The sequence below is a fragment of the Labrenzia sp. C1B70 genome (assembly GCF_000475395.1).
GTDB classification, from domain to species: domain Bacteria; phylum Pseudomonadota; class Alphaproteobacteria; order Rhizobiales; family Stappiaceae; genus Roseibium; species Roseibium algicola.
The window spans coordinates 173,229-196,544 of record NZ_AXCE01000004.1; the positions used below are offsets into that span (position 1 = coordinate 173,229).

Genomic DNA, 23,316 nt, shown 5'->3' on the forward strand with positions numbered 1-23,316 from the left:
GGAGTTTTGAATGTCTGATCTGATGAAGGGCAAACGCGGCCTGATCATGGGCGTTGCCAACGACCACTCCATTGCCTGGGGTATTGCCAAGACGCTCGCCGATCACGGTGCCGAACTTGCCTTCACCTATCAGGGAGAGGCTTTCGGCCGCCGTACCAAGCCGCTGGCGGATTCCGTCGGTTCCAAGATCCTTGTGCCGTGCGACGTGGAAGACATTGCGTCGGTCGACAGCGTGTTCGACACGTTGAAGGAAGAGTGGGGCAGCATCGACTTCCTGGTGCATGCGATCGCCTTTTCCGACAAGACGGAACTGCGCGGGAAATACGCCGATACCACGCGGGAGAATTTCTCCCGCACCATGCTGATCTCCTGCTTCTCCTTCACCGAGATCGCCAAGCGGGCTGCCGCTCTGATGACCAATGGCGGTTCCATGGTGACGCTGACCTATGGTGGTTCCACCAAGGTCATGCCGAACTACAACGTAATGGGCGTTGCCAAGGCTGCTCTGGAATCTTCCGTCCGTTACCTGGCGGTGGACTACGGTGAGCAGAACATCCGCGTGAACGCGATTTCCGCAGGCCCGGTTCGGACCCTTGCAGGATCCGGCGTTTCCGATGCCCGCCTGATGTTCAACTTCCAGAAGCGCAATTCTCCGCTCTGCCGGACCGTTTCCCTGGACGAAATCGGCGGAACCGGCCTCTATCTCCTGTCGGATCTTTCCGGTGGCGTGACCGGTGAAGTGCACTTTGTCGACAGTGGCTACAACATCATGTCGATGCCGCGTCTGGAAGAGCTCAAGGTTCAGGAAGTTCAGGCCGACTGAGGCCTGTCCAACAATCCAAACATGCAAAAGGCGGCCGGATGGCCGCCTTTTTTGTTTCAGAAATTCCGCGCCGTATTCCTCAGGATGAGGGATCAGGAAACCCAGGCAATCGAGGGAGGAGGACGTCAGTCTCCGATCAGCTCGTCCGGATAGACACCGAACAGGCGGGTCTGATCCAGCCAGCCGTCATAATTCTCGCCGTTGACCCGGCACCAGCCTCCGGCACATTCGGAAACCGTCGTCAGCACGAAGGGATCCAGTTCGGCAACGATATCGGCGTCGGAGCGGGAGCGGGAGCGCAGCGGTGTGCGGTCGCTTTTTTCCCATGGGGTGACGAGAGCCGTGCGGCGGCTGGACAGCAGCGAGCGGAACACCCAGCCCTGCTTGCCTTCCCAATCGCGAATGCGGCGCCAGTTCTCGAATTCACCGACGATTTCCACGGGCAAACCGGACTGCACGAAGGTCCACGCGATATCATGTTCGCGCGAAGGCCCGATGCGCACATTGACCCGGTCGGACTTCAGACTGACAAATCTCGGCACCGGCAGGCCGCTTGCGCCGGTCGTGGTGCCCTGGGCCTGCGAAGCGACCGAAGTTGCGAGCAGACCGCACAGCAATGTCATCACATTGAGGAAGATCCGGGTAGCCTGGAACGAGCGAGCCATATTGTCCGGTTGTCCAATTGTTATTGATCTTTGATTTGAGGCAAATCTCTACCGAAAAATTTGCGCGAAAACCAGCTTGGTCGTTTTGGCCGGTTGGCGATCCGCAGCGATTGAAACCGATCCCTTGTTTCTGCCGGACCATCTGGTAAGGAAAAGGGGTGGTCTCATCCGCTCGCGCAACGCGCAGCGTCAAAGTGGTACCGTTGAGGTTAACAAGTCCTCAACGAAGCGCGAAAGGCAATTGGTATGGCGAAAAAGAAGCCTGTCGTTGTGGTGACCCGGAAGCTTCCGGACGTGGTCGAAACACGGATGCGTGAGCTTTTCGAGACGCGTCTAAATGATAATGACAGGCCCTTCAGCCAGGCGGAACTGGTGGAAGCGGTGCGAACCGCCGATGTTCTGGTGCCGACCGTTACCGACCGGATCGACTCATCTGTCCTCTCGCAGGCTGGTGAAAACCTGAAGCTCATCGCAAACTTCGGTAATGGTGTCGACAACATCGATGTCGTGAGTGCCAACAACCGGGGAATCAATGTCACCAACACGCCGGGCGTGCTGACCGAAGACACCGCGGACATGACCATGGCGCTGATCCTGGCCGTACCGCGTCGACTTGCCACAGGCATCAAGGCGCTGGAAGCCGGCGACTGGGCCGGCTGGTCGCCGACCTGGATGCTTGGCCACCGGATCTGGGGAAAACGCCTGGGTATCATCGGCATGGGCCGCATTGGCCAGGCCGTTGCGCGCCGTGCCAAGGCCTTCGGCATGTCGATCCACTATCACAACCGCCGCCGCCTTGCCGAAAGTGTCGAGGAAGAGCTTGAGGCAACCTACTGGGACAGCCTTGACCAGATGCTGGCGCGCATGGATGTCGTCTCCATCCACTGCCCGCACACGCCGGGAACGTTCCACCTTCTGTCCGCCCGCCGCCTGAAGCTTCTGAAAAAGGATGCCTACGTCGTGAACACCGCCCGTGGCGAGGTGATCGACGAAAACGCCCTGATCCGGATGCTCGAGAGCGGTGAGCTTGCCGGCGCCGGTCTGGACGTGTTCGAGCACGAACCCGCGGTCAATCCGAAGCTGGCCAAGCTGGAAAGCGTTCTGCTGCTGCCGCACATGGGGTCGGCCACCATCGAGGGCCGTATCGAAATGGGCGAGAAGGTCATCATCAACATCAAGACCTTCATGGACGGGCACCGCCCGCCGGATCGTGTTCTCCCGTCGATGCTTTGACCCGTTTGCGAGTCTCATGTCTTGGCTGATCGTTTCATCGGCAGCGCGGTTGCCGTGCCGGCCAGTCTCGACTGGCTGAGGGCGACCGAAACCGGCCGTATCTGGCTCGACAAGCTGCCGGTGCTGCTTGAAACCGCGTGCGAACACTTCGGACTTTCAGAAATTGGGAGCCCGTTTTCTGGCGGTAATGTATCTCTCGTCGTTCCGGCAAGGCACGACGGTGAGGATGTTGTCCTCAAACTGCAGTTTCCCGATCACGAATGCCGCCACGAAGCCGAGGCACTGTGGCGCTGGAACGGCAAGGGTGCCGTTCGGCTTTTGAAGCATGCGCCGGAACTCGGCGCACTGCTGCTGGAGCGCTGCAGGCCGGGACAGTTTCTGGCCGACGACACCGAAACGGACCGGATTGGCGTTGTTGCAGGATTGCTGCGTCTCCTGACGATCCCCGCCGGTGATCCGTTTACCCGCCTCAACGATGAAGCCGCACGGTGGCGGGATAGCCTCGACCATAACTGGATGGCTGCCGGGAAGCCTTGCGAGCAATATCTCGTGGACGCTGCGCGCAAGGCCTTGCAGGACCTTTGTCTCGAGAAAGAGGCGGAAGAGGTCCTGCTTCACCAGGACCTGCACGGACACAACATTCTGTCCTCTGAAAGAGATACCTGGCTTGCCATCGACCCGAAGCCTCTCGCCGGCGATCCTGCCTTTGCGCTAAGCCCGATCGTCAGGAGCTTCGAGTTCGGACATTCGAAAGCCGAAGCGCGTTACCGCCTGGACCGACTGTCGGAAGAACTGGAGCTTGACCGGGAGCGGGCAAGATATTGGACCATCGGCCAGACCATGGCCTGGGCATTCAGCAGCAGCTATGCCGAGCGGCACTTTGAAACAGTGCGCTGGTTGCTGGCGGAAAATTGATCCACCAAATCCGTTTAAGAGGTCTTTCGAGCCTCAGCCGTTGTATTTTGACCAGATCGCACTGTCGCCCATGCCTTCGATGAAGGCCTTGTGGGCTTCAAGCTCGCTTTCCTGCAACAGGCGCTGCAACGGCGAGGGACGCTGGCGGGCGTTAAAGGTGCCGAGTTCGCCAGGTTCGAAGCTGGAGCCTGCAGAAGAGGTTTCTTCCTCGTCCGTCATCAGGCCAAGGGCCGTCTGGCGGCCGCCGATAAGCTCCAGATAGACTTCAGCCAGGATTTCCGCATCCAGAAGAGCGCCGTGCTTGATGCGCTTGGAGTTGTCGATGCCATAGCGAGAGCACAGCGCATCCAGCGAATTCGGCCCTGATGGGTGCTTGCGGCGGGCAAGATCCAGAGTATCGAGCACCTGGGTATTCGGAATTGTGCGCCGTCCAGCCCGTTCCAGCTCCATGTTGATGAAGCCCATGTCGAAAGCCGCGTTGTGGATCACCAGCGTGGCATCGCCAACGAACTCCAGAAACTCATCCGCAACGTGCTCGAACAAGGGCTTGTCGGACAGGAACTCCGCCGACAGGCCATGAACCCGGAAAGCTTCTTCCGGCATGTCTCGCAGCGGGTTGATGTAGACATGATAGGAATTGCCCGTCGCGATGTGGTTGATCAACTCAACACCGCCGATTTCCACCAGCCGATCGCCTCCGCGCGGGTTCAGGCCTGTTGTTTCCGTATCGAACGAGATCTCGCGCATTTTTCCGCCTTTTGCCTATGGATTCACTGTGCAGCTTGCAGGGTGAGTGGCAAGAGTTGCGCGCGGTTTTCCCCGGTGTTCTGGGGTTCTGGCGTTTGATCCCAGTGCCCCCGTGCCTGTTCCGTCCAACACTTCATTCAAAGGAGCTCGGCATTGCCGGGTGTCTCGAAGGATGGGTCACTGGTTTCGGAGTATGCCGCCCATCCTTCGAGACGGGCCTTGCAGGCCTTCCTCAGGATGAGGGAGAAGTTGAAAAGACCTTCGGTGCAAGAGGAGATCAGAGAGACGTCACCCTGCCGCGGCCAATGCCTTCAGGATCGCTCTCACCTGCCGCTTGGCCGCTTCCATGCCCCGGCCGGTATCGACCAGGAAATGCGCGCGGCGGCGTTTTTCGGCGTCATGCATCTGCTTGGCGAGGATCGCCTCGAACCTGTCTTCGCTCATGCCAGGCCGGGCGAGGACACGGTCTCGCTGAACCTGTGCATCGGCGGTGACAACAACGACGACATCCACACGGGCCTCACCGCCGGTTTCAAACAGCAGCGGAATATCCAGCATGACGATACGCCGGTGGTCCGCCCGGGCGCGTTGCAGAAAGAGCTGCTCTTCCTCACGCACCAGGGGGTGAACGATGGCTTCGAGCTTTTTCATGGCCTCGGGCTTGCCAAGCACATGCGGAGAGAGCAGCGTACGGTCGACCTTGCCGTCTGATACCGTGCCGGGAAACGCCGCCTCGATCAGCGGTGCGGCCCGGCCCGAATAGAGCGCGTGGACCGTGGCATCGGCATCGTGCACGGGAACACCTTCAGCGGCGAACATTTTTGCCGTTGTCGATTTGCCCATGCCGATGGAGCCGGTAAGGCCGATCCGGATCACGCAGTTACTCCAAGGTCTGCGAGTATGAGGTTGCGCAGGGTGTCGTCCACTTCCGGCCGAACCCCGAACCAGCGCTCGAAAGCCGGGACGGCCTGATGCAGCAGCATGCCAAGGCCGTCCACAGTCTGGTTGCCCCGCGCCTTCGCGCTGCGCAGCAGGTCGGTTTCAAGTGGAGCATAGACTGCGTCAGTGACGATTGCCGTCTTCGGCAAGGGTGACAGATCGATTTCCAGCGGCGCCTTGCCGGCCATGCCGAGCGAAGTGGTGTTCACCAGAAGATCGGCTTCTTCAAGCACTGTCCCTAGGTTGTCCCATTCATGGGCAATTGTTCCGGAACCAAACATATCCGCAATGGCTTTTGCTTTTTCGAATGTCCGGTTGACGATATGCACTCTTGTGAATTTCCGTGAAAGCAATGCCCACACTACGGCACGTGCGGCTCCGCCTGCCCCCAGGACCACGGCAGATTCACGTGAAACGTCCCACCCGGGGGCGAGCTGATCAAGATTGCCGAGAAAGCCGAGACCATCCGTATTGGCCCCGCACAGCCGGCCGCTGTCGTCCAGCCAGATCGTGTTGGCAGCCCCCATGGATTTTGCCGCATCGTCCAGCCAGTCGCAGGCTGCGGCAGCCACTTCCTTGTTAGGAACAGTGACATTGGCGCCGGACAGACCCGCGTCAGCAAAATTCCGGTAGAAGTCCTCGGCAGTTTCCGGCGGAACATCGATCCTGCCATATTCTCCCGCGATACCATGCTTCTTCAACCAGTATCCATGCACCAGCGGAGAGCGGGAGTGTGTGACCGGATGGCCTGTGATAGCCGCTTTTTTCACGGATCCGCTCATGTTTCGATCACCTTCAGGCTGCGCAGTTCTGCCAGAAGAGGCAAAAGCGGCAGGCCAAGAATGGTGAAATAGTCGCCATCTATCTTTTCAAAAAGCTGCACGCCGAGACTTTCCAGCTGATAGGCGCCGACGCTGGAAAGCACGTCCTCACCGGCCGCAGCCAGATAATGGCCAATGAAGGCCGGGCTCAGTTCGCGCATGGTCAGGCGTGCCGTGGAAACGTGGCGCCAGATTGCTTCGCCATCCTTTGAAATCACCACGGCGGAATGCAGTTCGTGGGTCTTGCCGGAAAAGGCGAGCAGTTGCCGGCGCGCAGCTTCCATGTCCTCCGGTTTTGTGCGTCTTTCACCTTCGAACGCCAGAATCTGATCGGCACCGATGACAAGATCTCCGGCGCGGCGGTCACTGACGTCATTCGCCTTGGCTTCCGCCAGAACGCTTGCCAGGTCTTCCGGAGGAAAGCCTGCTTCCAGGAGCGGGGCTTCGACAACACGTTCGTCGACATCGGCCGGGTCGACCTCAACGTCGAGCCCGGCGTTTTTCAGAAGATCAGCGCGGATTCTGCTTCCGCTTGCCAAGACAAGTGCCATTTCCATCCCTTTTGCTGGTTATCCGGCGCGCCCGGTTTCTCCTCCGCCTTCCTGCCCTGATTTGAATTCCTTGAAAAGGGTCAGAATCTCCGCAGCTGTCTCCTCGACAGAACGACGCGTAACGTCAATCAGCGGCCAGCTATGTTCCGTGCAGAGCCTGCGGGTCATGTTGATCTCCTGGGAGATCTCCTTCCGGTCGACATACGTGTCGTTATAGCCTTCCGAATTCAATGACAGCACACGGTTGCGGCGGATTTGCTGAATGCGTTCGGCAGAAGCGATCAGACCGACAATCATCGGCTGCTTGAGTTTCTTCACATGTTCGGGCAGGGCAATGCCCGGGACCAGCGGAACGTTTGCAGCCTTGATGCCCCGGTTGGCCAGATAGATGCAGGTTGGCGTCTTGGATGTGCGCGAAATGCCGATCAGCACGATATCGGCGGATTCCAGATCGTCCCAGATCTGACCGTCATCATGCAGCATGGTGTAGTTGAGCGCTTCCATCCGGCGAAAATATTCCGCATCCAGTTCATGCTGTCCGCCAACCCTGTGGGTTTGGGTGACATTGAGATAGGACTGGAAGACCGCGAAGACCGGATCCAGGATATTGACGAAGGGCACACCCAACTCGCGGCACTTCAGTTCCAACCGGCCGGCGATTTCCACATCGACCAGGGTATAGAGGACGATGCCGGGTGCCTTTTCGATTTCAGTGATTACCCGGTCGAGCTGCTTCTGGGAGCGCACCAACGGATAGACATGCTCGATTTCCTGCACGTTCTCGTACTGAACCGTCGCCGCACGGGCCACTGTCATCAGCGTTTCGCCGGTGGAGTCGGACACGAGATGGAGATGGAAGTAGTGTCTCGACTTGTTCACGTTGTCATCCCCAGGCCTGTTGATGATTTGGGTAAGATGTCTGCCACCCAGTGCCTAGCACGAAGTTTATGCCCGCTCAGCCGAATTTATTAACAATGCTTAAACGAGCGGAAACTGATGCCGAAACGGTTGTGCATGGATGTGGATTCACAAAGGCGCTGTGACATATCGACAGATTGTCCACTGCCGCCCAATTCCTTAACGAAACGTAAACAAGCGGACAAGTGATTGTAATTCAATTCGTAATCCTGTTATCGACTCCTGGGGAGGAAATCTGCTTAACAAGTAGCGGATTTTTTCCCGCCGAGAAAATCAGGCTGATGGATTGTGGATAGAAAATGATCCCGGTAATCCACGCACAAATAGAAAAAACAGATTCAAAATAAGAATCTTTATTGATTTGAAATGTGGGAAAGGCGACCTCATGAAATCCCAAGACAGGTCCGTGATGCGGGTACTCTCCGGAGAAAAGCTCTGGCCGCCTCCCATCTGGATGATGCGTCAGGCCGGACGCTATCTTCCCGAATATCGCGAAGTGCGTTCGAAAGCGGCAAACTTTCTGGAGTTCTGCTATTCGCCCGACCTTGCAACAGAGGTCACGCTCCAGCCGATCCGCCGGTATGGTTTTGATGCAAGCATTCTGTTTTCCGACATTTTCGTCGTACCGGACGCCATCGGGTACCCGGTTCGTTTTGAAGAAGGACGTGGTCCTGTTCTGGAACCGCTGTCTGCTGATCTTCTGGATCGTCTGGAACAGGATCGCGCCGAGGATCATCTCAAACCGGTCATAGAGACGGTTTCCCGCCTGCGTGCGGAGCTGCCAGAGGAAACGACGCTTCTGGGCTTCTGTGGCGCTCCGTGGACGGTTGCCTGCTACTCCGTTGCCGGTCACACCACCCAGGACCAGGTTGCCGCCCGTGTGGGCGCCTATCGCGATCCTGACCTGATGCAGCGTTTCGTCGATCAGCTCGTCACCGCCTCGATCCGCTATCTCATCCGACAGCTGGATGCGGGCGCGGATGCGGTCCAGATTTTCGATACCTGGGCAGGCGTTCTGGATGAAGCCGGTTTCAAGCGCTGGTCGATCGAACCGACACGCCGGATCGTTGACGGTGTTCGGGCCGTGCGGCCGGATGCGAAGATCATCGGTTTCCCGAAAGCTTCCTCGGCTCGGATGATGGCATTCGTGGAAGGTACGGGTGTGGATGCGGTCGGTTTCGACTGGACGGCTCCGGACCAGGTTGCGCTCGACATTCAGAAGAAGGTCCCGATCCAGGGCAATCTCGATCCGATGCGGCTGGTGGCTGGCGGCAAGGCGCTGGAAGAGGGCGTGGCCCATATCCTGAACACCTTCGACAAGGGTCCACTGGTCTTCAACCTGGGGCATGGTGTGACGCCGGACGCGGATCCGGAAAACGTTGCCCGCATGGTCGAGCTGGTCAGGAAGGGATAAGCGCATGGATCTCTTTCTCTGGATCAAGGCGCTCCACGTCATCTCGATCATCGCGTGGATGGCCGGCATGCTCTATCTGCCGCGGCTGTTCGTCTACCATGCGGCCACGGAAATCGGATCGGAACAGTCCGAGACCTTCAAGATCATGGAACGGCGGCTGCTGAAGGCCATCATCAATCCGGCCATGATCGCCTCCTGGGGGTTTGGCCTGTGGCTCGCCTGGGAACTTCAAGCCTGGCAGGACGGGTGGTTCCACGCCAAGTTCACGTTTGTCCTGATCATGTCCGGTGTGCACGGCCATCTCAGCAGCTGTGTGAAGAAATTCGCCCGCGACGAGAACAAAAGGTCGCAGCGTTACTACCGGATACTCAACGAAGTTCCGACTGTCCTGATGATCGGGATCGTCATCTTCGTCATCGTCAAACCGTTTTAAGCGGCACAAAATAGGCAATAGAGACAGCCGCAGACATGCGGCCGTCATTTTCACCTTTCGAATTCTAAGTGTGGCCTAAAAAACCGGCAGAATTCCGGGCTTGCGCTTTATTGCAAATCAACGTATCTTTCGCGCATCTTCATACGGCACAGTGTTCGTTTTCAATCGCTCCGCAGTCGCCGTACAATCTGGACACGCCTAAAAGTCTCTCAGATATCTTCTGGCCGACCCATCCATACGGCGCAGAACGACCTTTCCAAACCTAAATCCATAACAACACAAAAAAAGACCCCAACTCGATGCGGGAAATGAAACTCAAAGACCTAAAAGAAAAAACACCGACAGAGCTGCTCCAGACTGCTGAGGAGCTTGAAGTCGAAAACGCCAGCACCATGCGCAAGCAGGAGCTGATGTTCGCCATCCTGAAGAACCTAGCTGCTCAGGATGTGGAGATTATCGGCGAAGGCGTCGTTGAAGTCCTTCAGGACGGCTTCGGCTTTCTCCGGTCTCCGGATGCGAACTATCTGCCGGGCCCGGACGACATTTACGTCTCGCCCTCGCAGATCCGCCGCTTTTCGCTGCGGACAGGGGACACCGTTGAAGGCCAGATCCGCAGCCCCAAAGAGGGCGAACGGTATTTTGCCCTTCTCAAAGTCAACACCATCAATTTCGAGGATCCGGAAAAGGCCCGGCACAAGGTTCACTTCGACAACCTGACGCCGCTTTATCCGGATGAACGTTTCCGGATGGAGATCGAAGATCCGACCATCAAGGATCTCTCCTCCCGCGTAATCGACCTGGTAGCGCCCCTCGGCAAAGGCCAGCGTGCGCTGATCACCGCGCCGCCGCGCACAGGTAAAACGGTGTTCCTGCAGAACATCGCGAAGTCCATCACCACCAATCATCCGGAATGCTATCTGATCGTTCTTCTGATCGATGAACGTCCGGAAGAAGTGACCGACATGCAGCGCACGGTCGACGGCGAAGTGGTTTCCTCCACGTTCGACGAACCGGCCGCCCGCCACGTGCAGGTTGCCGAAATGGTGATCGAGAAGGCCAAGCGCCTGACCGAACATGGCCGGGACGTCGTCATCCTGCTGGACTCCATCACGCGTCTGGGACGTGCGTACAACACCGTCGTTCCGTCTTCAGGCAAGGTGCTGACCGGTGGTGTGGATGCCAACGCCCTGCAGCGGCCGAAGCGCTTCTTCGGTGCGGCCCGTAACATTGAAGAGGGTGGCTCGCTGACGATCATCGCGACCGCACTGATCGATACCGGCAGCCGCATGGACGAAGTCATCTTCGAAGAGTTCAAGGGCACGGGTAACTCCGAAATCATCCTGGATCGCAAGATCTCCGACAAGCGTGTTTACCCGGCCATTGATATTCAGCGCTCCGGTACGCGTAAGGAAGAGCTTCTGGTACCGGCCGAACGTCTCAAGAAGACCTTCGTGCTGCGCCGGATACTCAACCCGATGGGGACGGTGGATGCGATCGAGTTCCTGCTCGACAAGCTCAAGCAGACCAAGTCGAACGACGATTTCTTCGACAGCATGAACACTTGATCCCAAACGGATCGGGTTCTATTCAAAGGCGCGGCCCGCGAGGGTTCGCGCCTTTACTTTTTGTTAAGAATTAAACACCCCACCACCGTGTTTCACGTGAATCCTGCCTTTTGTTGAATCGGACCCGTTCTGATGCCTGAAGCTTCGTTCCTGTTAGAGACTGACCGGCTCCTGCTTCGTCCATGGAAGGATGAAGACCTGGACCCATTTGCCAGGCTCTGTGCCGACCCCGAGGTGATGAGATTTTTCCCTGAGGTGCTGACGCGGGAGAAGTCAGACTTGCTGGTTGCGCGGTGCCGGGAAAAGACGGTGAAGGACGGTTTCAGCATGGCGCCGATTGAAATCAAGGAGACGGGAGAATTTCTCGGCTTCGTCGGTTTGAACGTTCCGTCCTATGCGGCGCCCCTGCCATTCGAGCCATGTGTCGAAATCGGCTGGCGCCTGAAGCGGACTGCCTGGGGGAAGGGCTATGCAGGCGAGGCTGCGCGGGAGTGGCTTCGATTCGGTTTTGAAACCATCGGTCTTGAAGAGATCGTGGCTTTCACCATCCCGGACAATCTGCCGTCGCAAAGGGTCATGGAAAAGATCGGCATGACACGTGACAGGGATGGGGACTTTCTTCACCCCAGTCTTCCGGCAGATCATCCGATCGCAAAGCATGTGCTCTATCGCCTGACGAAGTCCGACTGGATGTCCGGCCCGAAGCAAGTCTGACTTCTGGTCCGGTGTGTTGATCAGATTCACGTGAAACAAAACCGCATCGCATCCGTTTCGACGTGCTTGATTTCGACGACGAAGATGTGCTGCCCAATGGTGCCGGTGTCTATATCGCTTGGTGACTGACGCCTTTCCCGACAATGTTCCCACGCAGGAACCGACGAGCCGAATTGGAATGGGGTGCGATACACCCGGCGATTTCCTGCATCCGAACCTTCGAGACGGATGCCGCTTCAAACGGAATGTTCTCGAAAAGTCTGACAGAAGCCGATTGCCAGATGCCGGCGCTGGGTAAGATCACTTCAAGACGAATACTGCCAGCGCATAGATTCACGTGAAACAGAAGAGGGGCGGCGTCACGGGTTGAATTTGTTTCACGTGAATCCGTCACGTTGAATCGGCTCCGATCCGACGGCCGGAATTGTCACTTGAGGGGGGCTTCTTTCTCACATCCTGCAAGCTTAAATTCGAATCCGACGTCAAGTCTGATTGCAGTGGCTGGACCAGAGGACGAGGGAGAAATCCCGGAAGCGGTGTTTCACGTGAATCCCCTGTTTTGAATCGGCTCCGAATTCATCGCCTACTGTTGTGTTCAGGAGCTTAACCGCCTCCACTTACATCGTGTGACGACATGGGTGAAAGACCTCGACCCTAGGCCTTCGAACAGATTGTGAGGTTGTGACGTAGTCTCCCCAAATGAAATGCGATTCCCTCATTCAGTGTGTTTCCGTCCTGGACCCGATTTGAAGGGGGAGCAGGAAATGAAGGAGACTGGGTACACTCTGGCCGAAGCTGTGTGTGAGGGACGAGAACCGCGCCGGAAAGGAAAGCCGCTCCTGTTCAGGACAGGTATTTTTCTGACAATTGATTCACGTGAAACAGATCGCCGTCTCACCGATCACTTCGATTCGGCGGCGGAATGGCGAGGCTTGTTCTTTTCCGCGGTGACGAGAGTTGATAAAGAGGCGGTCCACGACCCGACCACGAACCGGATGACACCATGGCTGACACGATCTTTGCGCTCTCCAGCGGAGCTGTGCCTTCGGGCGTTGCGGTGATCCGTGTGTCTGGTCCAGGTACCAGGGAGATCGTTGAGACGGTGGCTGGCAACGTGCCACAGCCACGGAAGACGATGCTTGCCAAGCTCCGGGATCCGGAAACGAAGGACGTTCTCGACGAGGCCCTGGTACTCTACTTTGAAGGACCTTCCAGCTTCACGGGAGAGGACGTTGCCGAGTTCCAATGCCATGGTGGACGTGCCGTGGTCTCAAGCCTTCTGTCCGTACTTTCCCGGTTTTCCAATTGCCGTCCGGCCGAGGCAGGGGAGTTCACGCGCCGCGCTTTTGATCGTGGCCGCATGGATCTGACGGAAGTCGAGGGCCTGGCAGATCTCATCGCTGCAGAGACCGAGAGCCAGCGCAAGCAGGCAGTCCGTCAGATGGGTGGAGCCCTCGGCAAGCTCTATGACGACTGGAGAAAGCGTCTCATCCATATGCGGGCAATGATCGAGGCAGACTTCGATTTCGCCGATGAAGAGGATGTTCCTGGCAGCGTTGCCGATGAAGTCTGGGCGGAAGCAACCCAGCTCCATGGTGAGATTGCAGATCATCTTGAGAAATCCCGCAGCGGCGAGCGTCTACGGTCCGGCTTGCAGGTGGTGCTGATGGGGGCGCCCAATGCCGGCAAGTCTAGTCTCCTGAACGCCATCGCAGGACGGGAGGTCGCCATCGTCACGGAAGAAGCCGGAACGACCCGGGACGTGATTGAGGTTCATCTGGATCTTTCAGGGTATCCCGTGACGCTTGTCGATACCGCCGGCCTCCGGAAGACGGAGGGTGTGGTTGAGAAGGAAGGCATACGCCGGGCGGAGGAACGGGGCCGGGGAGCGGATCTCATCCTGTGGGCGGTGGAGCCTGGTGGGGTGGAACAGGACGATGTCATCGCCGGCCTTCCGGAAGACCTTCGCCGTAGCGTGCCTGTCTGGACCGTTCGAACGAAGGCTGATCTTGAGACTCTTCCGGAACAAGACTCTTCCGGAACGATCCAGGAAATTGCTTGTTCCAGCAAAAGCGCTGAAGGTATGAACCCACTTTTTTCCCGGCTTACCCGTTTTGCCGAGGAAACGATATCTGTCGGCGAAGCACCACTGGCCACCCGGGAACGGCACCGTCACTATCTCAAGGATTGTCTGTCCGGCCTGAGAGCTGCCGTGGATATGGTGCACCTGCCGGCGGAATTGCGCGCGGAAGACCTTCGCAGGGCTGCGGATGCTCTCGGGCGGATCACCGGGAGGATCGATGTCGAGGATTTGCTTGATGTGATCTTCCGGGATTTCTGTATCGGCAAGTGACCTGTTTCACGTGAATCATCTCAGGTGAACTGCGGATCGATTCTCTACCGGAACATGTTTCACGTGAATCATTTTCTCTGCCGTAAGTGCAAAATGACCAGCGCCACCAGACGATCTGTCTGCTGACCTGAATTCCGCTTTGACCTACAGCTGCGTCACACGTATAAGTCTCGGCGAACAAGTGCCGGTTTGCGCGGCCTGTGATAGTCTGGCCTAGGCCGGAGAAAGATCCCGAAAACCGAACCGGAAAAACCCGGACCCGAGGCTCTGCTGTCGGGTTTCGTGAGCGGTAGAGACTATGAACGAACTGGACCTGACATTCGATGTGGTGGTGATTGGTGGCGGTCATGCCGGCTGTGAAGCTGCGGCGGCATCGGCACGTGCTGGCGCCGCGACTGCTCTGGTCACCCATCGCTTCGATACAATCGGTGTGATGTCCTGTAACCCGGCCATCGGTGGTCTGGGGAAGGGGCACCTCGTTCGCGAGATCGATGCGCTTGATGGATTGATGGGGCGTGTTGCCGACAAGGGCGGGATCCAGTTCCGCATGCTTAACCGGCGCAAGGGACCGGCGGTGCGGGGTCCGCGTGCGCAGGCAGATCGCAAGCTCTACCGGGAAGCGATGCAGCGTGAGATTGCCGCTGTCGAAGGTCTGAGCGTCGTTGAAGGCGAAGCCCACAAGATCCGGTTTGCGGTTGACGGCGAAAAACGTTCTGTCTCGGGTATCGAACTGGCCGATGGCCGGGTGATCAACTGCCGCGCCATCGTGCTGACGAGCGGTACATTTCTCCGGGGCCTCATTCATATCGGCGACAAGAAGATACCCGCGGGACGCTCCGGCGAAGCGCCGGCACTCGGGCTGTCTGAATCACTGGAGGAAATCGGCTTCGATCTTGGGCGTCTCAAGACAGGTACGCCCGCACGGCTGGACGGCCGGACGATCCACTGGGACAGGCTGGAAGAGCAGCCGGGCGATGACGACCCGATTCCGTTTTCCACCCTGACGGACAGGATCGAGACACCTCAGATCCCGTGCCACATCACACGCACGACGCCCGAGACACATCGCATCATTCGTGAGAACCTTTCTCGCTCTGCTATGTATTCAGGCGAGATCAAGGGGCGGGGGCCACGCTATTGTCCATCCATCGAAGACAAGATCGTTCGCTTCGGCGACAGGGACGGGCACCAGATTTTCCTGGAGCCGGAAGGACTGGACGATCACACCGTCTATCCGAACGGCATTTCTACATCGTTGCCGGAAGATGCGCAGATAGCGTTTCTGAAGACCATTCCGGGTCTGGAAGATGTGGTGGTGCTGCAGCCGGGTTACGCGATCGAATATGACCATGTCGACCCGCGCGAGCTGCGTCCGACACTGGAAGCCAAGCGGTGCTCTGGTCTTTACCTGGCCGGCCAGATCAACGGTACGACCGGGTATGAGGAAGCTGGGGCACAGGGTCTTGTGGCCGGGCTCAACGCCGCTCTGAAGGCTGCCGGCAAGGCGCCGTTCGTGGTTGACCGGTCCGAGGGATATATCGGTGTCATGATCGATGACCTGATCACCAGGGGCATCACCGAACCCTATCGGATGTTCACGTCGCGTGCAGAGTACCGGTTGTCCCTGCGGGCGGATAATGCGGACCAGCGCCTGACCCCTTTGGGTATCGCTATTGGGTGCGTATCCACCACACGTAGAGAAGCCTTTGAAGACAAGATGGCCAGGATCGCCATTGCGCGGGAACTTCTGACGACGCTGACCGTGACGCCTTCCGAAGCTCAGAAGAAGGGCCTGCCTGTAAATCAGGATGGCATTCGCCGGTCTGCTTTCGATCTGCTGTCCTATCCCAATGTCACCTTCGAGGGCCTGTCGGACATCTGGCCCGAACTGAAGGATATTGATCCGGCGATCGCTGAGCAGGTTGCGACAGATGCGCTTTATGCCGTTTACCTCGATCGTCAGATGGCAGATATCGAAGCCTTGAAACGCGATGAAGCCTTGTCGATCCCGGATGGTTTCGACTACGAAGCGATCATTGGTCTTTCCAATGAAGTGCGCCAGAAACTGATCGACATTCGTCCGGCCACTCTTGGCCAGGCTTCTCGCATGGATGGCATGACACCCGCCGCGCTCACGCTGATCCTGTCGCATCTGAAGCGCCAGAGCCAGAAAGGGGCTGCCTGATGGGCCGCCCAGTGATGTTGAATACCTCTGGACAGGTTGTGCATAAGTTTGGGGATGTTTCACGTGAAACGTTGGATAGACTCCAGATCTACGTCGACCTCGTTCTGAAATGGCAGCCTGCGCAAAATCTCATTGCACCGTCGACCATCCCGGATATCTGGACCCGTCACGTGGCGGATAGCCTGCAAACCCAGTGGTGTTATCCGGAAGCAAGGACCTGGGTTGATATCGGCAGCGGCGGCGGGTTTCCCGGTGTGGTGACCGCAATCCTGCTCGCCGATGAGCCGGACGCACATGTGCACATGATCGAGAGCAACCAGCGCAAGGTGGCATTTCTCAGAACGGCCTTGAGGGAGACAGGGTCCAAGGGGACAGTGCATCCTGGCCGGATCGAATCGGTTGCGAAAGATTGGAAGCATGGCCAGGTGGACGCTGTTTCTGCGCGCGCTTTGGCGTCGCTGGATCTGCTTTTTCAGCTTTCAGAGCCGTTTACGGCAGCCGGCGCAAAGGCTGTTTTCCACAAAGGTCAGGATTTTCAGCGAGAAGTTAACGAAGCTACTGCCCGTTGGCAGTTCGACATGATAGAAAAAGACAGTCTTGTTGATCCAATGAGCCGGATGCTTCTTTTCTCGAATATTTCAGCCCGGCCGGAGTAGCCAGGAAGGTGTTGTAGCAATGAGCATGCTTCCCGAAATGCCGCGCGTTCTCGCGCTAGCGAATCAGAAGGGCGGGGTGGGCAAAACCACGACCGCCATTAACCTCGGCACGGCGCTTGCGGCGATTGGCGAAAAAGTTCTGGTGATTGACCTTGACCCGCAGGGTAACGCTTCAACGGGTTTGGGTATCGAGCATCGCGACCGTGGTCTGTCGACATATGAAGTTCTGAGCGGCGACTGCTCCCTTGCAGAGGCCGTTCGCGAAACGGCTGTGCAGCGTCTTTGGGTGGCGCCGTCCACAATGGATCTGCTGGGACTCGAACTGGAAATCGCCTCCACGGGTGACCGGGCGTTCCGCCTGCGCAGTGCCATCGAGAACCTGACCCATTCGCGTCTGTTCCAGGAGATCGGCTTTACCTACGTGCTGGTCGACTGTCCGCCGTCACTGAACCTGCTGACGATCAATGCCTTGTCTGCGTCGCACTCCATCCTGGTGCCGCTGCAATGCGAGTTCTTCGCGCTTGAAGGTCTCAGCCAGTTGCTCAGCACGGTTGAGCAGGTCAAGAACGCGCTTAATCCTGAACTCAGCATCCATGGCATCGTTCTGACCATGTATGACAGCCGCAACAATCTCTCCAGCCAGGTGGTCGCCGATGTGCGCGAAACCATGGGTGATGCGGTTTACGAAACGATCATTCCGCGCAACGTTCGTATTTCGGAAGCTCCGTCCTATGGCAAGCCGGCGCTGCTTTACGATTTGAAATGCGCCGGCAGCCAGGCATATCTGCGGCTTGCTTCTGAAATCATCCAGCGTGAGCGCGAACTGCGACGCGTCGCGGCATAAAGCCCGATCGATTCGGCTCCGTTTTGGCGAGCCTTGATGCATGGCGGCGAAGGGGCACAGTCGCCATGCTATATCCTATTGAAATATAAGAAGAAAAAGGTGCGGTATGGCGGAAAGAGACGTCAAGAACAAGCGTTTGGGCCGTGGTTTGGCGGCGCTGATCGGGGATTCGGCTCCCGAAGCGGCCGCACCGCCGGAAAAGATCATTCGCGACTCCCGCAGGGTGCCGATCGAACATCTGGAGCCCAACCCGCGCAACCCGCGCAAGACCTTCACCGAGAAAGACCTGGCGGATCTTTCCGAGTCCCTGAAGGCAAAAGGCATCGTCCAGCCGATCCTGGTACGTCCGGCGGCAGGGAAGGCCAATCGTTTCGAAATCATCGCCGGCGAGCGCCGCTGGCGGGCCGCACAGCGGGCCGGGCTGCACGAAGCACCGATCATCATTCGGGACGTGACCGATCAGGAAGCGCTTGAGCTCGCCATTATCGAGAACGTCCAGCGTGCCGATCTCAATCCGATCGAAGAAGCGATGGGCTATGAGCAGCTCACCGCCGAGTTCAGCTACAGCCAGGGCGAACTTGCAAAGGTGATCGGCAAGAGCCGTAGCCACGTGGCCAACACCATGCGCCTGCTGAAGCTGCCGAATTCGGTAAAGGACTATCTGCACGAAGGCCTGCTCACGGCCGGCCACGCCCGGGCGCTGATCACCATCGAGGACCCGAGCGCACTTGCCGATCTGATCGTCGAAAAAGGCCTCAGCGTCCGCGAGACCGAAAAGATCGCCCAGGACCCGGATGCTCTCGCCAAACTGATGGGCCAGAAGAACCCGACCGAGAAGGCCCCGAAGGACGCCGACACCAAGGCTCTGGAAAAGCGCCTCACCGACACGCTCGGTCTGAAAGTCACCGTCGGCCACAAGCCGGGCAAGGAATCGGGTGACCTGAAAATCAAGTACACGTCGCTGGAACAGCTCGACGAGATCTGCAAGAAGCTGGGCGTTGAGACGCGCTAAGATATTGAATTTATTTTAAATTTTAGAGCCGGAGCGATTATTGCTCCGGCTTTTTTGTTTTGATTTTGCCAGCCTGTAATCCCAACATCCCTCATCCTGAGGACTGTCATCAGGCCCGTCTCGCAGAATGGCCCACATGTCCCGGTGGTTGCCGTCCATCCTTCGAGACAGCGCTTGCGCGCTTCCTCAGGATGAGGGAGGCGTGTGAGTGAACGCCAAGAATACAGGGAGACTCAGGGAGAGGAGCAGGTAAGCTCGTTAGCGCCGCTGTTGCCGCGCTCTGGCGGCTCTGCCGAGCTTCAGGAGAGCTTCGGAGAGGACGGGTACACCAAGGGCATCGTTGAGGCGGGAAATGCGTGTAGCCTCGCTCAAAATGTCCATGGCGCGTTCCAGATCCGTCAGGGACCAGATCCGCAGCTGCTGGGTGAATTTCGGCTTGCGGGAGAAGAAGATAGGCGGTCGCTGTCCATCGACGACGGCCTGGGCGTTTTTGCCCGGTTCGATATCGATTCGCATCCGGTGCAAATGTTGAAAATGCTTCAATGTCTGGTTGGCGATCACCGAGGCCTTGGAGCCGGCTTCCGCGAGCCGTTCCAGCCCGTGGTCCAGCAAGGCAAGGTCTCCCGATGCTGCAGCATCAATCAGCTCCGACATTTCGAAGGCGGATGCATCGCCGATGATAGCCTCGACATCCTCGCTGTCGATCCGGCCCTTGTTGAGGGCATAGAGGCAGAGTTTTTTCAGCTCACCGCGGCTGGCCATGCGATCACCGCCCAGCAGGCTGTGCAGTGCTGCCCGGGCTTCCCGGGTAACCGAAAGACCGGCTTCGCGGGTTTCCTCGTCGATCAACTGGTCGATGCCCCGGTCATTGTCGGCATAACAGGGCAGCGCAACGGCGCGTTTGTGCGATTCGATCAGCTTTCTGAGGCCGACGCCCTTCTTGATGTCGCCGCCCTCAAGGACCACCAGCGTCTGCCAGTCGTCCAGCTTCAGAACGGGTTCGACTGCAGGATTGAGATTGCGGGAGGAAGCATCCTTCACCCAGACGATCCTGCGGCCACCAAAAAGCGGAACGGTCAGAACTTCGTCGATCAGCCGATTCGGATCCGAACCGAGATCAGATGCATCAAGCTTGACCAGATTGAACGGATCGCTTTCGCCTTCGGAGGCCTTGTTGACGAGGCGGGTGGCGCGTTCCGATACAAGTCCGGTATCCGGACCGAAGATCAGGACAACGCCGCCAGCTTCCGGGGGATTGGCGACGAAACGGTCAATCTCCGCGGCTTTGAGGACGGTCACGGCCGTTTGCCTCCGGGGTCAGTGTTACGACTGGCTGGCGAAATAGCCGGCAATCCGGGCTGCGATATCGTCAGCAACTGCCTTGGCAACACGTTCCTGAGCATCACGATAGGCACGGGTGTTGGCAAAACGCTGGTTGGAGAAGTCGTAGGAAGCGGATTTGAACGCCCGGCCGGTCATCAGGGTCTCGTCGGTCGCCAGATCGCTCAGGACGAAGGTCGAGTTCATCGTGGTCGTGTAGGCGGAAGGCACGTCGGAGAACTGTTCAACACCGACTTCCGAACTGCCGATGTCCATCAACACCTTGAGACGATATTTCTTGGCACCAGAGCCTGCCCCACGTTCGAACCGGTAGGTCAGTTCATTGTAGAGAACACGCGATGCATCGTCGTTGGCGTACTGGCTGGAGATGGATTCCAGGTCGATCGCCGCAAGTTCCGCCGCTACGGGAGAGGGCTGGGAACCGAAGTCGCCCGTGCTGCTGCCGTAAAGCGGGCGGACCTGACATCCGCCCAGAGCCATGGCAGCTGCCAGTCCGGCGCAAAGGGCAGCGCGACGCAACGCGCCGCTGCTCTGGAAGAGGTTGTTAAACAACGACATTCACGATCCTTTGCGGTACCACGATGATCTTCTTCGGCGCCTTGCCTTCAAGAGCCTTCTTGACTGCGTCGAGGGCCAAGGTAGCCGCTTCGACCTCGTCTTTGGAAGCCTCTTTTGCAATCGTCAGTTCACCGCGTTTCTTTCCGTTGATCTGGATCGGGTAGGTGACGGTGTCGTCGGACAGCAGGGCCTCGTCGGCCTGCGGCCAGCTTGCTTCCGAAATCAGATTGTCGTGGCCGAGTGCAGACCAGCATTCTTCTGCCAGGTGCGGCATCATCGGAGCCATCATCTGCACGAGGTAGTCGGCTGCCTCACGTACGGCATATTCGGTGCCGGCATCGGCTTCGCCCTCGTTGAAGACCTTGCTGATGGTGTTGACCAGCTCATAGAGGCGGGCCACGGCCCTGTTGAAGCCGAGGCCTTCCAGATCGGCGGAAACGGCCGCCAGGGTCTTGTGGCTGGCCCGGCGCAGATCAAGCGCCTTGCCGTCGACTTCCGGTGCCTTGCCGCCACGAGGTTCGATCTTCTCGGCAATGTCGCCGATCAGGCGCCAGACGCGCTGGACAAAACGCCAGGCACCCTGCACGCCGTCCTCGGTCCAGATCACGTCCCGCTCCGGCGGGCTGTCGGACAGCATGAACCAGCGGGCGGTATCGGCGCCGTAGGTGTCGATGATGTCGGTCGGATCGACAGTGTTCTTCTTCGACTTCGACATCTTCTCGATGGAGCCGATGGCAACGTCTTCACCGGTTTCGACAAGAACCGCGCGGCGCTTGCCGTCGACATCCTCGATACGGATTTCGGACGGGGCAATCCAGCGCCCGTTCGCACCTTCGCCGACGCGATAGGTCTCGTGGGTGACCATGCCCTGTGTAAACAGGCCCTTGAACGGCTCCTTCAGATCAAGCGCACCGACCTTCTGCATCGCCCGCGTGAAGAAACGGGAATAGAGCAGGTGCAGGATGGCATGCTCGATACCGCCGATATACTGGTCCACCGGCAGCCAGCCGTTGGCGGCTTCCGGGTCGGTCGGCTGATCGCAGTCCGGCGCCGTGAAGCGGGCGAAGTACCAGGAACTGTCCACGAAGGTGTCCATGGTATCGGATTCGCGGCGGGCAGGCTTGCCGCATTTCGGGCAGGACGTGTTGCGCCAGGTCGGGTGACGGTCGAGCGGATTACCGGGCTTGTCGAAGTTGATGTCGTCCGGCAGCTGGACCGGCAGGTTCTCGTCCTTCTCCGGTACCACACCGCAATCGTCGCAATGAATGACCGGGATCGGGCAGCCCCAGTAGCGCTGACGCGAAATGCCCCAGTCGCGCAGACGGTAATTCACCTGGCGTTCTGCCTGGGATGCGCCGTCGACGGTGATCTCTTCCAGCTTCTTGGCCACCGCTTCCTTGGCGTCCGGAATGGAAAGACCATTGAGGAAGTCGGAGTTGAAGATGGTGCCGTCGTCGGTGAAAGCCTCGTCGGCTATATCAAAGGTTGCCGGATCGGCATCCTTCGGCAGCACGACGGGCGTGACAGGCAGGCCGTATTTGCGGGCGAAGTCCAGGTCGCGCTGGTCATGTGCCGGGCAGGCAAAGATGGCGCCGGTGCCATAGTCCATCAGGATGAAGTTGGCGACATACACCGGCAGCTCGATGGAGGCATCCAGCGGGTGCTTGATGCGCAGACCGGTATCGAGGCCTTTTTTCTCTGCCTTTTCAATTGCTTCTTCGGATGTACCGACCCGGCGGCACTCTTCGATGAAGGCTTTCAGCTCCGGATTGCTTTCCGCCAGCTTGGTCGAGATCGGATGATCCGGCGACAGGCCCATGAAGGACGCACCGAACAGCGTGTCCGGACGGGTGGTGAAGATTTCCAGCGTCTTGTCGCCGGTGGGCGCAGCCTCGGTGAACTCGAAGCGCACACGCAGGCCTTCGGAGCGGCCGATCCAGTTCTTCTGCATCAGGCGCACCTTGTCCGGCCAGCGGTCGAGCGTGTCGATCGCCTCCAGCAGGTCTTCCGAGTAATCGGAAATCTTGAAGAACCATTGGGTCAACTCGCGCTGCTCAACCAGAGCGCCGGAGCGCCAGCCGCGACCGTCGATTACCTGTTCGTTGGCCAGAACCGTCATGTCGACCGGGTCCCAGTTGACCTTGGCGTTCTTGCGGTAGACGAGGCCGGCCTCCAGGAACTTCAGGAAAAGCCGCTGCTGCTGGGTGTAATAGGCGACGTCGCAAGTCGCGAATTCCCGGCTCCAGTCCAGCGACAGGCCCATGATCTTGAGCTGGTCGCGCATGGTGGCGATGTTTTCGTAGGTCCAGTCCTTGGGATGAACCTTGTTCTGCATGGCCGCGTTTTCCGCCGGCATGCCGAAAGCGTCCCAGCCCATCGGGTGCAGGACGTTGAAGCCCTTGGCGCGTTTGTAACGGGCAACAACATCGCCCATGGCGTAGTTGCGCACGTGGCCCATGTGGATGCGGCCGGACGGATAGGGGAACATTTCAAGGACATAGTATTTGTCGCGGGGATCGTCGTTGTGGGTGACGAAGACGTCCTTGTCGTTCCAGACCTTTTGCCAGCGCGCTTCGACTTCGCGCGCATTGTACCGTTCCGTTGCCATCAAATGTGCCGTTTGTTCTTG

The 23,316-nt window shown here is 58.4% G+C and carries 21 protein-coding genes; 12 read left to right on the forward strand and 9 right to left on the reverse strand.

Features of this window, described 5'->3' with window-relative positions; translation table 11 throughout:
- Positions 1-10 precede the first annotated feature (10 nt).
- Complete coding sequence (gene fabI / locus Q666_RS39065) at positions 11-823, forward strand: enoyl-ACP reductase FabI (protein WP_023002452.1); 813 nt, start codon at positions 11-13, stop codon at positions 821-823.
- A 125-nt stretch (positions 824-948) separates the two neighbouring features.
- Here the strand turns inward: fabI and Q666_RS39070 are convergent, their stop codons facing one another.
- A complete protein-coding gene (locus tag Q666_RS39070) occupies positions 949-1,446 on the reverse strand; it encodes an SH3 domain-containing protein (protein WP_031269978.1) in 498 nt (165 codons plus the stop codon).
- A 288-nt stretch (positions 1,447-1,734) separates the two neighbouring features.
- Between Q666_RS39070 and Q666_RS39075 the strand changes: the two genes are divergently transcribed.
- Positions 1,735-2,721 (forward strand): D-glycerate dehydrogenase, encoded by a 987-nt coding sequence (locus tag Q666_RS39075; protein WP_023002454.1) that lies wholly within the window; start codon positions 1,735-1,737, stop codon positions 2,719-2,721.
- A 21-nt stretch (positions 2,722-2,742) separates the two neighbouring features.
- Positions 2,743-3,636: an aminoglycoside phosphotransferase family protein gene (locus tag Q666_RS39080; RefSeq protein ID WP_023002455.1), complete on the forward strand. Its 894-nt coding sequence runs from the start codon at positions 2,743-2,745 to the stop codon at positions 3,634-3,636.
- 33 nt (positions 3,637-3,669) lie between these two features.
- Here the strand turns inward: Q666_RS39080 and dnaQ are convergent, their stop codons facing one another.
- From dnaQ to Q666_RS39105, 5 genes are all read right to left on the reverse strand, one after another.
- Entirely contained in the window at positions 3,670-4,383 is a 714-nt protein-coding gene (dnaQ, locus tag Q666_RS39085; RefSeq protein ID WP_023002456.1) for a DNA polymerase III subunit epsilon, read from the reverse strand.
- A gap of 288 nt (positions 4,384-4,671) precedes the next feature.
- Positions 4,672-5,259: a dephospho-CoA kinase gene (coaE, locus tag Q666_RS39090; protein ID WP_023002457.1), complete on the reverse strand. Its 588-nt coding sequence runs from the start codon at positions 5,257-5,259 to the stop codon at positions 4,672-4,674.
- Positions 5,256-6,104, reverse strand: a complete 849-nt coding sequence (locus Q666_RS39095; RefSeq protein WP_023002458.1) for a shikimate dehydrogenase — start codon at positions 6,102-6,104, stop codon at positions 5,256-5,258. Before Q666_RS39095 ends, coaE begins: the two co-directional genes overlap by 4 nt.
- A complete protein-coding gene (locus Q666_RS39100; protein ID WP_031269981.1) occupies positions 6,101-6,700 on the reverse strand; it encodes a Maf-like protein in 600 nt (199 codons plus the stop codon). The genes Q666_RS39095 and Q666_RS39100 overlap by 4 nt, the downstream gene beginning before the upstream one ends.
- 12 nt (positions 6,701-6,712) lie before the next feature.
- A complete protein-coding gene (locus Q666_RS39105) occupies positions 6,713-7,573 on the reverse strand; it encodes a pyruvate, water dikinase regulatory protein (RefSeq protein WP_081713190.1) in 861 nt (286 codons plus the stop codon).
- A 424-nt stretch (positions 7,574-7,997) separates the two neighbouring features.
- Here Q666_RS39105 and hemE point away from each other — a divergent pair, with 424 nt between their 5' ends.
- The 9 genes from hemE to Q666_RS39150 all read left to right on the forward strand — a co-directional run bounded on the left by hemE (position 7,998) and on the right by Q666_RS39150 (position 18,788).
- Complete coding sequence (gene hemE / locus Q666_RS39110; protein ID WP_023002461.1) at positions 7,998-9,026, forward strand: uroporphyrinogen decarboxylase; 1,029 nt, start codon at positions 7,998-8,000, stop codon at positions 9,024-9,026.
- 4 nt (positions 9,027-9,030) lie between these two features.
- On the forward strand, positions 9,031-9,459 hold the full coding sequence (gene hemJ, locus Q666_RS39115) for a protoporphyrinogen oxidase HemJ (protein ID WP_023002462.1): 429 nt from the start codon (positions 9,031-9,033) through the stop codon (positions 9,457-9,459).
- 299 nt (positions 9,460-9,758) lie between these two features.
- Positions 9,759-11,024 carry a transcription termination factor Rho gene (gene rho / locus Q666_RS39120; RefSeq protein ID WP_023002463.1) on the forward strand — a complete coding sequence of 422 codons (1,266 nt, stop codon included), beginning with the start codon at positions 9,759-9,761 and terminating at the stop codon, positions 11,022-11,024.
- Between the two features lie 132 nt (positions 11,025-11,156).
- Positions 11,157-11,738, forward strand: a complete 582-nt coding sequence (locus Q666_RS39125) for a GNAT family N-acetyltransferase (protein WP_023002464.1) — start codon at positions 11,157-11,159, stop codon at positions 11,736-11,738.
- Positions 11,739-12,741: 1,003 nt separating this feature from the next.
- The gene (gene mnmE, locus Q666_RS39130; RefSeq protein ID WP_023002465.1) at positions 12,742-14,091 is read left to right on the forward strand and encodes a tRNA uridine-5-carboxymethylaminomethyl(34) synthesis GTPase MnmE; all 1,350 of its coding nucleotides are present in this window, start codon (positions 12,742-12,744) and stop codon (positions 14,089-14,091) included.
- Positions 14,092-14,389: 298 nt separating this feature from the next.
- Positions 14,390-16,276 (forward strand): tRNA uridine-5-carboxymethylaminomethyl(34) synthesis enzyme MnmG, encoded by a 1,887-nt coding sequence (gene mnmG / locus Q666_RS39135; RefSeq protein WP_023002466.1) that lies wholly within the window; start codon positions 14,390-14,392, stop codon positions 16,274-16,276.
- Positions 16,277-16,290: 14 nt separating this feature from the next.
- Entirely contained in the window at positions 16,291-16,932 is a 642-nt protein-coding gene (gene rsmG / locus Q666_RS39140) for a 16S rRNA (guanine(527)-N(7))-methyltransferase RsmG (protein WP_031269986.1), read from the forward strand.
- A gap of 19 nt (positions 16,933-16,951) precedes the next feature.
- Positions 16,952-17,776 (forward strand): ParA family protein, encoded by an 825-nt coding sequence (locus tag Q666_RS39145; RefSeq protein ID WP_023002468.1) that lies wholly within the window; start codon positions 16,952-16,954, stop codon positions 17,774-17,776.
- A 106-nt stretch (positions 17,777-17,882) separates the two neighbouring features.
- Positions 17,883-18,788 carry a ParB/RepB/Spo0J family partition protein gene (locus Q666_RS39150; RefSeq protein ID WP_023002469.1) on the forward strand — a complete coding sequence of 302 codons (906 nt, stop codon included), beginning with the start codon at positions 17,883-17,885 and terminating at the stop codon, positions 18,786-18,788.
- A 258-nt stretch (positions 18,789-19,046) separates the two neighbouring features.
- Here Q666_RS39150 and holA read toward each other — a convergent pair whose 3' ends face one another.
- From holA to leuS, 3 genes are read right to left on the reverse strand one after another with little or no spacing between them, the layout of a single operon-like run.
- Positions 19,047-20,087, reverse strand: coding sequence for a DNA polymerase III subunit delta (gene holA, locus Q666_RS39155; protein ID WP_023002470.1), 1,041 nt, complete (start codon positions 20,085-20,087; stop codon positions 19,047-19,049).
- Positions 20,088-20,111: 24 nt separating this feature from the next.
- Positions 20,112-20,687 carry a hypothetical protein gene (locus Q666_RS39160; RefSeq protein WP_031269989.1) on the reverse strand — a complete coding sequence of 192 codons (576 nt, stop codon included), beginning with the start codon at positions 20,685-20,687 and terminating at the stop codon, positions 20,112-20,114.
- A complete protein-coding gene (gene leuS, locus Q666_RS39165; RefSeq protein ID WP_031269991.1) occupies positions 20,674-23,295 on the reverse strand; it encodes a leucine--tRNA ligase in 2,622 nt (873 codons plus the stop codon). The genes Q666_RS39160 and leuS overlap by 14 nt, the downstream gene beginning before the upstream one ends.
- Positions 23,296-23,316 lie beyond the last annotated feature (21 nt).